The 13215-nt window shown below is 59.2% G+C and carries 11 protein-coding genes; 6 read left to right on the forward strand and 5 right to left on the reverse strand.

From position 1 onward, the window contains the following. Window positions 1–211: 211 nt before the first annotated feature. The 4 genes from AB4Z52_RS12835 to AB4Z52_RS12850 all read left to right on the forward strand — a co-directional run bounded on the left by AB4Z52_RS12835 (window position 212) and on the right by AB4Z52_RS12850 (window position 6009). Window positions 212–982, forward strand: coding sequence for a LuxR C-terminal-related transcriptional regulator (locus AB4Z52_RS12835; RefSeq protein WP_442218302.1), 771 nt, complete (start codon window positions 212–214; stop codon window positions 980–982). Between the two features lie 156 nt (window positions 983–1138). Further along, window positions 1139–2122, forward strand: a complete 984-nt coding sequence (locus tag AB4Z52_RS12840; protein ID WP_442218303.1) for a hypothetical protein — start codon at window positions 1139–1141, stop codon at window positions 2120–2122. A 533-nt stretch (window positions 2123–2655) separates the two neighbouring features. Beyond that, window positions 2656–3741, forward strand: a complete 1086-nt coding sequence (locus AB4Z52_RS12845; RefSeq protein ID WP_442218304.1) for a glycosyltransferase family 4 protein — start codon at window positions 2656–2658, stop codon at window positions 3739–3741. A 363-nt stretch (window positions 3742–4104) separates the two neighbouring features. Beyond that, window positions 4105–6009, forward strand: coding sequence for an amino acid adenylation domain-containing protein (locus AB4Z52_RS12850; protein ID WP_442218305.1), 1905 nt, complete (start codon window positions 4105–4107; stop codon window positions 6007–6009). 355 nt (window positions 6010–6364) lie between these two features. Here the strand turns inward: AB4Z52_RS12850 and AB4Z52_RS12855 are convergent, their stop codons facing one another. The 5 genes from AB4Z52_RS12855 to AB4Z52_RS12875 form a co-directional block, all read right to left on the reverse strand. After that, complete coding sequence (locus tag AB4Z52_RS12855) at window positions 6365–6784, reverse strand: hypothetical protein (protein WP_442218306.1); 420 nt, start codon at window positions 6782–6784, stop codon at window positions 6365–6367. A gap of 92 nt (window positions 6785–6876) precedes the next feature. Continuing rightward, complete coding sequence (locus tag AB4Z52_RS12860) at window positions 6877–7797, reverse strand: DMT family transporter (RefSeq protein WP_442218307.1); 921 nt, start codon at window positions 7795–7797, stop codon at window positions 6877–6879. 108 nt (window positions 7798–7905) lie between these two features. After that, window positions 7906–8121 carry a hypothetical protein gene (locus AB4Z52_RS12865; RefSeq protein WP_442218308.1) on the reverse strand — a complete coding sequence of 72 codons (216 nt, stop codon included), beginning with the start codon at window positions 8119–8121 and terminating at the stop codon, window positions 7906–7908. Window positions 8122–8230: 109 nt separating this feature from the next. Beyond that, on the reverse strand, window positions 8231–9328 hold the full coding sequence (locus AB4Z52_RS12870) for a mannitol dehydrogenase family protein (RefSeq protein WP_442218309.1): 1098 nt from the start codon (window positions 9326–9328) through the stop codon (window positions 8231–8233). Next, the gene (locus AB4Z52_RS12875) at window positions 9325–10233 is read right to left on the reverse strand and encodes a GntR family transcriptional regulator (protein WP_442218310.1); all 909 of its coding nucleotides are present in this window, start codon (window positions 10231–10233) and stop codon (window positions 9325–9327) included. Before AB4Z52_RS12875 ends, AB4Z52_RS12870 begins: the two co-directional genes overlap by 4 nt. A 240-nt stretch (window positions 10234–10473) precedes the next feature. On the opposite strand from AB4Z52_RS12875, the gene AB4Z52_RS12880 reads away from it, so the two are divergent. Both AB4Z52_RS12880 and AB4Z52_RS12885 read left to right on the forward strand, forming a co-directional pair. Beyond that, a complete protein-coding gene (locus AB4Z52_RS12880) occupies window positions 10474–11979 on the forward strand; it encodes a UxaA family hydrolase (RefSeq protein ID WP_442218311.1) in 1506 nt (501 codons plus the stop codon). A gap of 34 nt (window positions 11980–12013) precedes the next feature. After that, window positions 12014–13033 (forward strand): aldo/keto reductase, encoded by a 1020-nt coding sequence (locus AB4Z52_RS12885; RefSeq protein ID WP_442218312.1) that lies wholly within the window; start codon window positions 12014–12016, stop codon window positions 13031–13033. Window positions 13034–13215: the final 182 nt, after the last annotated feature.

Genomic DNA, 13215 nt, shown 5'->3' on the forward strand with positions numbered 1-13215 from the left:
TTTACTGTATATTAACCTGTGTTAATGCCGACATTTTGGAATGCGAACATATTCTAAATCAGGTCTAGTGGAAGTGAATTTTAACCTTTGCACGAAAGCAGGAACGTTGCTCGCATCGCCGTGCAACCTGCTCTTCCAGGAAGGGGTCAGATGCACTTTTACTTGTTCCCAAACAAAGCCGCTCAAGTAGCGTAACAGTAGGAGTCAGGCCATGGACAGACAGTCGTTTTCTAATGAAAAGTTCGGAACAGAAACCGCCACTCACCTAATTTCTGTCAGAGCACAGGAGCCAATTCGAGCGCTTGCGGCGTCGAGGCTTCAAAGCGATGAGGATGATGAGGCAAACTATGTGTTGCTGATCGACCCGCGCGCTCTGGATCGTGAGTGCCTGTCGCGCGGCCTTACAGACTACGATTCATCGATGACCATCGTCACGGTGGGCTCTTTCGAGGAATGGCAGAGACTGCGAATGATGCACGAACCTGGCGCCATTCTTTTCATGATCGGCGGCAAGAAGGTAACCGACACGGACATCAGCGAACGGATTTCAGGATTGACGGAAAGGTTCAAGTCCGTGCCGCTGATCGTCGGGGCTGAAAGCGACGAGCTGGCACAGATCCTCAAGGCGCTGGAATGCGGCGCCAAGGGCTACATCCCGACCAGCGTCCGCATCAACGTCGCCGCCGAGGCGATTGCCCTTGCTCGTGCAGGCGGGGTCTTCGTGCCCGCAAGCAGCATCCTTGCCGCCAAGGAGGTGATTGCATCGGTCAGCAACAGTACTCATCCGACCGACAGCCTTTTCACGCCGCGCGAAGTCGTGGTGGCGGAAGCGCTGCGACGCGGCAAGGCGAACAAAATCATCGCCTATGAAATGGACCTTTGCGAAAGCACAGTTAAGGTTCACATCCGCAACATCATGAAGAAGCTCAACGCCACCAACCGAACTGAAGTCGCCTACAAGATCCGGGAAAGCGTGAGATAATTTTGATGCAACATGGAAATGCTTCCCGACGGCCCGAAGGAATTCGGCCGCGGGGAGTTCCGTGTCTATCGCGGCAAAGGGCCGCAAGCGTCGCGTAAGCATAGGAAGCCAGACTGAAGCATCGGCCGAGCTCTCGGCGCTTCAGGGGATCTGCGCGTGACAATTCTTCAACAGAACTTCAATGGTGCTGCGCAGCTTCCAACCGGCGATTTCTTGAGAGAGAAGGCATCCGGGCCGGCTCCGGTTTTCATCTATCAGCCATACATTGCCGAAGGCGATCGAGCCCAACTCCATGAACAGGCGCTGCCGTTCAACATTGCGTTCAATACGGGTTCCGACACCCGCGAGTACGAGCTCTTCAGGACTTTGCACGCCCACCACCGGCAGGCAGCCCCCGAAACCGACATCTTCTGGGGCCTCGTCTCCGGCAAGTTCGAGCTGAAGGCTGCCTCGACCTTTTCCTCGTTTTTGCAGGAAGCAGAGAGCGCGCGCCAGAGCGGCGCCGATTGCTACGCCTACAATCCGATGATCGGCCTTGCGGCAATCTACAGCAATGTCTGGGAACAGGCGCTCATGGGCGGCCACCCGGGCATGGAGAAGATCTTCGAGCATCTGGCAGCTCGTGGCGTGCCTGTCGCCACGCCGCAGAACAGCGCCACCTTCTTCTTTTGCAACTACGTATGCGGAAACGACCGGTTCTGGTCCGGCTACTTTCAATTCTGCGAACGCATCCTGAGCGATCTCGACGAGCAGGCCCGGCTCGGCACGCCAGCCGGACAGGTCTACGGCGGCGGTGCATCCTATGGCAGGGACAGCAAGGCCAAGATGCGACCCTTCGTGATCGAGCGGCTGCTTGGAACCTATCTCAGGCAGGCATCGGAGCATGGCCTGAAGGTGGCATTTCACAAGCCTGGCCTCAGCAACTTCGAATGGAAATTCGGCGCGCGGTTGGGGGGGCTTTTGCACCATCTGCTCGAATGCAAGGAAAAGTTCTTCGCGGCCAGCGATGCCGCGACGCTCGAAGTCTGGCAAAAGGGGCGCAAGCCGCTGATCCAGGAGCCGCACCTGATCTGGCAGATGGACGACCCGCCGGGCTGGATGCCTCGCAGTGCCGCCAGGCGTGATCAACCGGGAAGTTAGCGGCATCCGCCCAAAAGGATGAACGAGGGATAATTGCGTTCGCCCCGCCGGCGCGCGCAATCATAGGCCATGGCACCACCACGCAAGATCATCAAATTGCAGAATACCACGCCGACCGCCTGGCTGATCGAGCGCCTGGGCGCTGCGTGCCTCTATGCGATCGTATTTTGCGTATGGCTGACAAGTGTGAGGCGGCGGGCGGCTACAAATCACCGGCCTGCCGGACGCCCATATGGACTTCGCGCATATTTCCTCGAAGCGACCGCAATGGTACGCATCCTTTTCCTCATGAGCCTGGCGTCGATCCTAAGGCTCAAGTGACTACAGACACTGCGTTGACGACGTACCCCCCAATTTGTTCTTGTCTACGTACCGCTCCCGCTTTTGGAAAATCCAGTGACCGGAATTCGCATTGTCCGGCCGATCATACCTGCCCTCTCTTCTGTTGAAATCCGCCATCTGACCGGACTTCGCTAAGTCTTCTTTCACAAGAATCATGGAAAGTGGCTGGAACCGCAGGAGATATCGTCGGCGTGCAGACCATCACAATCAATGGCCGCTTCCTTGGCCAACCACAGTCCGGGGTGCAGCGCTTTGCCCGCGAACTGACATTGGCGCTCGACGACAAGATTGCCGCGGGTGAGGTACCGGCAAGCCTGATGGGCGCGAATTGGCGGATTGCGGTGCCACGCGGGACGCCGGTCGACATTGCTCTCAAGACTATTTCTGTCGATATATTCGGCTCGGGTCCCGGCCACCTGTGGGAGCAGTCCGCGCTCCATTACCGATCGCGCGGGGGGCGGCTTATCGGCTTCGGCGGCAGCGGTCCGCTCTTTCACCGACGGCAGGCCGTCGTCATCCACGACGTCACCATCTTCCGCCACCCGCAATCCTTCAAACGCAGCTATCGGCTTTTGCATGGCGCGATCGGCTCGGTGCTCACGCGAACCGCGAAGATTGGCACCGTCTCCGAATTTTCGCGCCGGGAGCTCGCCTTGGTCTTTCGTGTGCCGGTAGCAGGCATCGATGTCATCTACAATGCGGTCGACCATTTCGAAGCGATCGAGCCGGACGAACGCATCATCGACAAGCTGGGCCTTGCCCCAAATGGCTTTTTTCTGCTGGTCGGGACCATAAAGCCGAACAAGAACCTGGATTTCGCCATCCGCGCCTTCGAGGCCCTGGGCAATGCCGGGCAGAAGCTCGTGGTTGTCGGCGGCAGCGCCCCAAGCGTGTTCAGATCGAGCAATGCGGCATCGACGAGTACCATCCTTTATCCCGGTCGACTGACCGATGCGGAGATCGTAGCGCTCGAGCGAAATGCGACCGCCTTTGTCTTCCCAAGCCTCTACGAGGGCTTTGGCATCCCCCCCTTAGAAGCGATGACCCAGGCATGCCCGGTCCTCGCAGCCGACATCCCGGCGGTACGCGAAGCCTCAGGCGCAGCGGCGCTCTATTTCGATCCGACGAAGCTGGAGGAACTGACAAACGCCATGCGGCGGATATCCTCCGACCAGCTGCTGCGCGAGCAGTTGCGTACCGCGGGCAAGACCAACGTCGCCCGCTTTTCCTGGAGCAACAGCGCCGATCGCGTGCTCGATATGCTGGCCGAGCTCTGACGGCCTGGTCCATCACTCGAACATGTGACGGCGAAAGGCCGCCGATTTACCCGACACTCGCAGTGTCGGGGTAGCAGGACATACGTCTTTTGAGACGATCGTGGCCATTTTGGATGAAAACCTGTTCCTATTCCTGAGTTGAGAAAACCTCAGCCAGCCGTATCCTTGTCACAACTGACGACTGAAGCCGGCGGCTCGAGGGAATGTGGGCCGGCGCGCTCCAGCATAGGGGTAATCCCATTCGTGCGCATACGTCGTTTCGATCGCTAGAGATAACGTCAAGCTGCAGGCAGATGCTTGTCTGGAGGCAGCGGTTTGCAAGGGAAGAGCACCTGCAGTTCGAGCAGGCTCCATGGAGTACGCATGAACATCGCCAACAGAATCGCCGCTGATATGCCAATCCACTTGCTCATCGCCGAGCAGGCGATGTTGCACGCAAATCGGATGGCAGTGACCTGCGACGGTATCTCGATCAGTTACGGCGAACTCAATATACGAGCCAACCAGCTTGCACATCGATTGCAGCGGCTCGGCGCCGGCCCGGAAAAGCTTGTTGCGATCGGCCTCGAACGTTCGATCGACATGGTCGTAGGCCTGCTTGGCATACTGAAGTCGGGCGCAGGATACCTGCCGCTCGATCCGAGTTATCCTCGAGAACGGCTCCAATTCACGCTTGATGACGCGGCACCCATCGCTCTGGTCACGAGCTCGACAAACCGCTCCTCGCTTCCCGAAAACGACATGCGGGTGATCCTCATCGACACGGACAGGCAAAGCCTGGAGCTGGAACCTGCAGGCGAACCTGTCATCGATGCTGACTTGGACGCATTGGCCTATGTCATTTACACGTCGGGCTCGACCGGTCGCCCCAAGGGCTGCCAGGTCACGCATCGCAACGTCGCGCGTCTCTTCACCGAGACGGAGCACTGGTTCGGCTTCGGCCCTGCGGACGTCTGGACATTTTTCCATTCGCATGCCTTCGACTTTTCCGTCTGGGAAATTTGGGGCGCGCTGATCTATGGCGGACGGGTGGTCGTCGTGCCCTATCTCGTCAGCCGTTCGCCGAGCGATTTCCTGCAGCTGCTTATCAGCGAGAAGGTCACGGTTTTGAACCAGACACCGTCGGCGTTCCGCACGCTGATCGATGCCGACCGACGCGCCGCCCTGCCCGCCGACAGCCTTTCGCTGCGCTACGTCATCTTCGGCGGGGAAGCGCTGGAGCTCCAGATGCTCCGGCCGTGGTTCGAACGCCACGGCGATACACAGCCGCAACTGGTCAACATGTACGGCATAACGGAGACGACCGTGCACGTAACCTACCGGCCGATTGATTGGTCCGATGTCGAAAAGGGGCGCGGCAGCGTGATCGGCTCTGCGATCCCCGACCTTCGAATCTATGTGCTCGATGAGCAGCGCATGCCGGTGAGCGTCGGCGAAATCGGCGAGATGTATGTGGGCGGCGGCGGCGTGTGCCGCGGGTACCTGAACCGTCCGGAACTCACCGCGGAACGCTTCATAGAATGGGCCCGGGCAGGAGGCCCACGACAGCGCCTCTACAAGACTGGCGACCTGGCACGGCAGCTTCCCGACGGCGATCTCGAATATCTGGGGCGCAGCGACCATCAGGTGAAGATTCGCGGTTTTCGCATCGAGACCGGCGAAATCGAAAGCCTGCTTGCCAAACACATCGGCGTCAACGCCTGTGCTGTCATCGCCCGCACCGATGGACCGAGCGGCGAGGCGCGGCTGGTCGCCTATGTCGTTCCTTCGCAAACAGCGGCAACATCCTCGCAACTGCGGGAATATCTCTCGCTCAGCTTGCCGGACTTCATGTTGCCGTCCGCCATCGTTGAAATCACCGCACTGCCGATGACGGAGAACGGCRAGCTCGACCGCAAGGCCCTGCCCGCCCCCGCCGTTGCGTCGGCACCACTCATTCCGGAAGCCCGTGACGCCATGGAACAGCAGATCGCGGCGATCTGGTCGCGGGCGCTCGGTGTGCCTGACGTGAGTGTCAGCACCAATTTCTTCGATCAGGGCGGTACGTCGCTGCAGATGTTTGCGGTGCTGAGCGAGATGCAAAGCGTCTATCCACAGCTGCAGATGAACGATCTGTTCGAACGCCCTAATATAAAGGCACTGGCAAATTTCATCAGGGGCAATGCCGTTGCTCAAAGAGCGGCACCCGACAGCGGACAACCGCGCGCGCGCCAGCAGGCTGAGGCGCTGGCCCGCATGAAACAGCGCAGGCAGGCCGACGCCAGATAGTTTGAAATGCCCTCATCGACAGCCGTCCTGTGACTGACGAGCGGTTGCTGCGCCGTGCCCTGTCACGCGTCGCTTCAATTCCCACGTACAAAAGGCCGCGCAAAACGAAAAAGCCTGCCGCGGGAGGAGGTGCGGCAGGCTTTCGAAAAGAACCGATCAGCAACTGGGAGGAGGAGTGTTGCCGATCCTATAGACGACCCTGGGAGGAGGAGTAGGTCGCCTAATAAACCGAAGCTCTGCGGGAGGAGGTGCATTGCTTCGGTAACTGGGAATATACGTCATCCCTGCTCAAATCATAGGCAAGAATTTGCAATGCAGCTATGTGCTATGCGCGCAGCGGGCGGCTGCGATTTGGCTATTCGGGATCTTGATAGACGTAGGAGGCGCACGTTTCCTCGTCGCTCGTTGGTGATTTGTCGCCGGTGAAGACGGCGACCGCCGTCAGGCCCTTGCCGGCTCCCCAGGTCGCCAGATAGGTCACATCCCCTTCCCCACAAAGTCGATTGCCGTTTTCGAGTTCCGGATCTGCCGGGTCTTTGATGCTGTAGACCGATGCCCCGACCTTGCGCCCTTCGACGCGAAAGTGGTCGCTGACGAGGGCCGAGAACGCAAGCTGCTGACCATTGGCGAAAACAATGCTGAAATCATCCATGGAAATGTCGCCAGTGACGCTCTCGGCGGTCTTGCTATAGGCCGTGTAGTCATCGGCGTATGCGCCGGACGTGCCGCCGGCAACCATGACGACGAGAGTTGCAGCTGTTAGTTTCTGTTTCATGGTCGCCTCTGTGCCTGATCCATCACAGATATTCAGCAAACCTTTATTTAACTTCAACGCCATCAACGATGTCCAACCTGCAAGAGCTGGTTTCAATGTCCATCGCGCGGCACCGCGTCCGTCGGAATCTCTTGATCGACGACCGCCTTTCGATGGAAAATGAAAAGGCCGGCAAAGACGATGATCGCCGATCCGATCAGGATCTGCCGCCCCGGAGCATCTCCAAAAAACAGGAAACCGAACAGGATCGCCCATAAAAGCAGACTGTACTGGAGCGGGGCGAGAAGCGATGCCGGCGCCAGCTTCAGTGCCCGGGTGATCATGAGGTGGGCGCAACAGGACACAATGCCGAGCAGCAACAGTGCGACGACGTCGACCGGCGACGGAGCGGTCCAATGGCCGACCGAGAGAATGATGCCCGTTAGAAACGCGGCGACAGTCTGCCAGGTGACGAGCGTGGCATCCGTCGTGTTGCGCAGCGTCCTGTTCAACACCAAGGTCAGGGAATAGGAAAAACTGCCCACCAGCGCGAAAATCGACGACCAGGACAAGGACGCTGCGGACGGATGAAGGGCTATCACCACGCCACCAAATCCGATCAGGATTGCCAGCCAGCGCCGCCAGCCGACCTTCTCGCCGAGGAAAAGATGCGAAATCGCCGCCACATAGATCGGGCCCGCCATGTAGAAGGTCATGACGTCGGCAAGCGGCAGATGGACGACGGCGGCGTAAAACAAAGTCACGTCGGCGGTTGCCATCAAGACCCGGAGCACATGCAGACCGGGACTGTGAACCTTGATAAGTGCGTTAAGGTCCTGGCGCGCGAGCATCGGGCCGAGAATGAACGCGGCACCCGCCGATCGCATCAACAGCACCTGTCCAACGGAAAAGCTGCCGACCAGCCACTTGCCCATCGCGTCATTCAACGCGAACATGAAGTTGCCGATGAGCATCAAGACGATCCCCGCCAGAACGGCGTTCGCACCAAGAGGATTGAATATTTTACGGAACATTGGGACGGTACTTGTTGGCAACGGGATCGCTGCGCCCTCTTAGCCCTAAAGAGGTTCAAGGTTCAACCGCGATCGCGCTCCGGCGACGCCACTAACTTGCGACGGCCTTCAGGTATCCAGGAATTTGTTTTTCGCCAGCTGCCATTCGCCGCTTTCGTCCTTTTCGACGCGCTTGTTGCCGCGATAAAAGACCGGCTTTCCGAGTTTCTTGTCGATGGCATAGCGGCTGGGTGAATATTTGGCCTTTTCTCCGCCATTGATGAAGGCCAGCGCCTCCTTGAATTTCCCGGCCTTGTACAAAGCCATGAACTCATCGTCCGCCATCGCGCATACTCCTTCGAAGGTCCGGCCAGAGCCAGATCGATGCCGGGCTCTGACAAAAGCTCCTTCTATGCCGACGAAAGCAGTTTGTCGAATGACCCCACAGCATCTCTCAACGCGCCGACTGCGCGATCGCGCTCAGTTTCGCCGCCGCTATGCCGGACCACGTCATGAAGCCTTCAAGGCGACGGACAATCTTTTCCTGATGGTTCTGGGCGATATCGCTGAGCCTATGATCGAGGAAGGGATTTTCGAAGCGGTCCATCGTTGTGCGGACATAGGCCTCCGCCTGATCCCCCATTTGCCTTGCCGCGAACCCGGGGATGACCTCACTTCGATAGATGTCCAGCAGAAAGCTCTTGGTATCGGCATCGCCGAGCATCTCGCGGACGGTAAGATCGGTCGGGCGGCCCCCCTCTATCCATTGATTTGCCAGGATTGTGTGTCCGAGATTGAGGATGAAGAGCTTCAGATGCTCGAAAGGCGCGATATCGTCGGCCACCACGATCGCCGGATGGCTACAGGGCAAAGTCTGGCCTGAGACGCGCTGGATCGCCCAGAGCGCATAGGGCTCAGCCACGGCACCGGCCGGCTTCAACGCTTCCGATACGATGCGATCCACCAGCGTGTTGCAGAAGATTACATCCGTCCTGATCCAGTCGCTGAAGTCGGAATCCCGATACCAGCGCTGCGCAAGGCTTGCCACGATACCGCGCAGAACCTCGCCGTTGTTGCTGATCAGTTCGCACGGAAGCACTGTCAGCGGCGCCTTGTTCGCCCGGAAGCGGGAGTGCAGGAGTACCGCGAGCTTGCCGGGGAAGGATGTCGGCAAGCCTTTAGGCAGCTCGTCGTCTTCTCCGGAGACATCGTAGCCGCGATCGGCGGTGTTGCAAAGAACGAGTTCCACTTCCTCGACGAAGACGCGTTCGATCTCGGCCCAGTCCGCCGCGGCTGAAAGAGCACGGCGTACGCTCGTTACCCGCTGCGTTCGATTGACCTGCTCGCCGTTCTTAATACCGCGAATACGAACTGGAAAGCCGCCGTCAACGGCAAGTCCGAAGAGCCTTTCTGCCCGGTCGGCAGAACTCGTCGTCTGGACGACGGTCACAGGTCCGAGAGCCTCGCCTTTTTCCATCGCTTCGCTGATGAAGAGATCGGCATGCGCTTGCAGGAAGCGACTGGTACCGAATTGCATGATGGGCGTCTTCATGGGGTCTCGGTCTCCTCGGCGATGTTTTGTGGAATGGATTGGAGCAAGGTCTGGCGCGCCGAGGCGAGATGCTTTCGACAAGTGGTATCGATCCGCTCGGGGTCGCCGGATTTCAGCGCCGCGATATAGTCGAGATGCTCGCCAATGGCGCGCGAATTGCGTTCCCTGGCGAAGGCCTTGTTCCATTGGTAGTGATAGTGGAAGACCACCGAAATCACATCGTAGAAATCCGCGATAAATCGGTTCTTCGACGCGCGATGGATGAGCAGGTGGAATTTTTCGTCGAGTTGCGAGAACTCCTTGTAGTGCGCGTCGAGTTTCGCCAATAACTCGTGATGCTCCCGCTCGATTTCCGCAAGATCCGACCAGGCGGGATGATCTGCCGGCAATCGTCCAAATTCCGCTGCAGAATGCAGCTCGAACATTTCGCGCACGTCGGCCAGTTCCAGCGCGAATTCGCGGGTGAAGCCCTTGAGCACCCAATGGCTGTTCGGACGCTTCTCGATCAATCCGAAACGGCTGAACCGGATGAGGAATTCCCGCACGCTCGTGGTGCCCGAGCCGATTTCGCGTGCCAGCTCCAGTTCGTTGATCTGCATCCCCGGCTGTGCGTCATCGGAGAGAATGCGAAGCATGAAGCTGCGTTCGATAATGTCGTGGAGCGAGTTCGTCTCCTCCTGCGGAAAGAGGTCTGCGTCCGTCGGCTGGCGCAGCACGATCTTCTGGCGCTTGTTCCAACGGATGATTCCCGCGTCGCTGAGGCGCAGCAGGATGGCGCGCGCGGTGCTCCGGCTGATCCCGAGCTGGGCTGCGATTTCAGGCTCAGAAGGCAACGCGGCATGCGGTTCCAACACCGCAGCATAGCGGTTAAACGCCTCCTTGAAGAGCGTATTCTGTCTCGCCATATTACCCCGCTTTCCGCAATGCCGGCCTTGGTCGCGGTTCCGGGAAACCTCCGAATGGCAACCAAATTCTAAAGCTTCGCAACTCACCCCTGTCGATCAGAGCGTTCGCTGCGTGCGGCTGTTTCTCTCCCGTCTCGGGGATCGATTTTTCCCCGTTGACTTCAAAATGTTTATTGTAGATAAAAAACAAAATCAATCCGCGATCGCCAATGTAGCAGTCGCCAGATCAGGGAGATGATGTTGAACAGCCAGCCTTGGATCATTCTGTCTGAAGGCGACAACGTAGCCGTAGCGACAGCGGCCCTCGCCCCGGATACCGTGATCGCCAACGGCGTTCTGACCCGCGAGAAGATCGATCCGGGCCACAAGGTCGCCCTTAGGGATATTGCCATCGGCGCCGCCGTCGTGAAATACGGCCAGGCGATCGGGCGCACGACAGCCGAGGTCAAGGCCGGCGACCATGTTCACAGCCACAACCTGCATTTCGAAAACGACCGCCTTTCAGCGACCGCCTCCGCACCGCCGGATGTGGCGACGCAGGCCGACAAGGCTCGCACCTTCATGGGGTACCGCCGCGCCGACGGACGTGCTGCGACACGCAACTATATCGGCATCATCGCCAGCGTGAACTGTTCCACCACGGTTTGCCGCGCCATTGCGGAAGAGGCGAACCGGACATTGCTGCCCCACTATAGCGCCATCGACGGCTTCGTGCCGATCGTCCACGACCAGGGCTGCGGCATGAGCTCCACGGGCGACGGCATGGCAACGCTGCATCGGACGCTTGCCGGCTATACGCGCCATGCAAATTTTGGCGGCGTGCTGATGATCGGCCTTGGTTGCGAGGTCAACCAGCTGACGCTTTACGGCCAGAGCGGCGCTGGCGCCAGCAAGCGCCATTTCAACATTCAAGATGCCGGCGGCTCGCGCCGCGCCGTTGCACTGGCGATGGGTGTGCTTAAGGAAATCTGCCAAGAGGTCGGCCTCGCTCGCCGCGAGCCGATCCCCGTCGGCGAGATCATTATCGGCCTTCAGTGCGGCGGCTCCGATGGTTTTTCAGGCATTACGGCGAACCCGGCTCTCGGTTCTGCTGCCGATATCCTTGCAGCGGCAGGCGGCACCGCCATTCTTTCGGAGACATCCGAGATTTACGGTGCGGAACACCTCCTTCGCAGCCGGGCCGTCAGCGAAGAAGTTGCCGCCAAGCTCGACGAAAAGATCGCCTGGTGGGAGCGTTACGTAGCGCTGCACGGCGCCTCGCTCGACAATAATCCATCGCCCGGCAACAAGCGTGGCGGGTTGACGACGATCCTTGAGAAGTCGCTTGGCGCAGTGGCAAAGGGCGGTCGCTCGCCGCTGACCGCCGTATATGGCTATGCCGAGCGCGTCACCGGCCACGGCCTGGTCTTCATGGATACGCCGGGATACGATCCGGTATCGGCAACTGGCCAGGTAGCTGGCGGCGCCAACATGATCGCTTTCACCACGGGTCGCGGCAGCTGCTTCGGCTCGCGCCCTGCCCCTTCGTTCAAGCTCTCCAGCAATTCAGCGCTCTATAACGCCATGGAGGAGGACATGGACATCGATTGCGGCACGATCGCCACAGGCGAGGCGACCATTGCCGGAAAGGGACGCGAGATCTTTGAACTGATGATCGAAACCGCCTCCGGCCGGAAGACGAAAAGCGAGGCCTTTGGTTACGGCGACAACGAGTTCGTGCCTTGGCACCTGGGTGCGACGCTCTAGGACTGACATCTGCAAGCATTGCAAGAGAGAGTTGATGAAGACTAGGCAGATAGGCAGAACGGGTCTTGAGGTTACCGAAATCAGTTTCGGCGGCGCGGCCTTGGGCGGACTTTACCGCACCTGCCCTCGCGATCAGGCGATGGAGACCTTGCAGGCGGCCTGGGATAACGACATCCGCTATTTCGATGTGGCGCCCTGGTATGGCCTCGGTCTTGCCGAGCGGCGTTTCGGCGATTTCCTCAGAGACCAGCCGGAGGGTAGCTATGTGCTCTCGACCAAGGTCGGAAGGCTGCTGCATCCCGTGCCGACAGGTACCGTTCCGGATTACGGCTATGTCGATCCGCTGTCCTTCGACGCCGACTATGACTATTCCTATGACGGCATCATGCGGTCGGTCGAATTCAGCTATGCGCGCCTCGGCCTCAACCGGATCGACATGCTCTTCGTCCATGACATCGGCGTCTACACCCATGGCAAGGCAGGCAACGATCACTATCTTGGCCAGTTGCTCGGCTCTGGCCTCAAGGCACTCGATGAGCTGAAATCGTCGGGCACGATCGCGGCCTACGGACTTGGGGTCAATGAAGTGCCAGTTTGCCTCGACGTCATGGACAAGGCGGATATCGACGCCATTCTGCTGGCAGGGCGCTATACCCTGCTCGATCGCTCGGCGGTCGCGGACCTTTTGCCCCTCTGCAGGAAGAAGGGGACATCGCTCGTCATCGGCGGCGTATTCAATTCGGGAATCCTTGCAATGGGACCGGTGCCCGGCGCGCATTTCGACTATATGCCGGCATCCGTGGAGGTTCTTGCCAAAGTGGAAGGCATGGAACGGGTCGCGCGGCGCCACGGACTGGAACTTGCAGCACCCGCCATGCAATTTCCATTGCTTGACCCGATCGTCGCTTCGGTGTTGATCGGTACCGCAAAGGCATCCAGCCTCAACCGCAACATGCCGCTCTTTGAGCCGCGGTTGCCGGAAAGTCTATATGCCGAATTTGACGATTTCACTCTGGTCGCACCGCCACTTGGAGATGAGGCGGTTCGCGTCTGAAGAGAGTAGGAGCTATTGGCGTCGTCAAAGGACGGCGTCGAGGAGGAGAAAAGCCTGTTCTTGCGCGTCTCGCCCACCGGCGCCCGCGCAATGCATGTGCCCGTTTTTCGGGCGTCCATGGTACCGAGCCGAAGGCGTTCAACGGCGCGGTATGCAGGAGCAAGAGCGCTTTGAGAGGAGAA

Origin of the sequence: Rhizobium sp. 2YAF20 (assembly GCF_052114685.1) — a bacterium.
GTDB lineage: Bacteria > Pseudomonadota > Alphaproteobacteria > Rhizobiales > Rhizobiaceae > Rhizobium.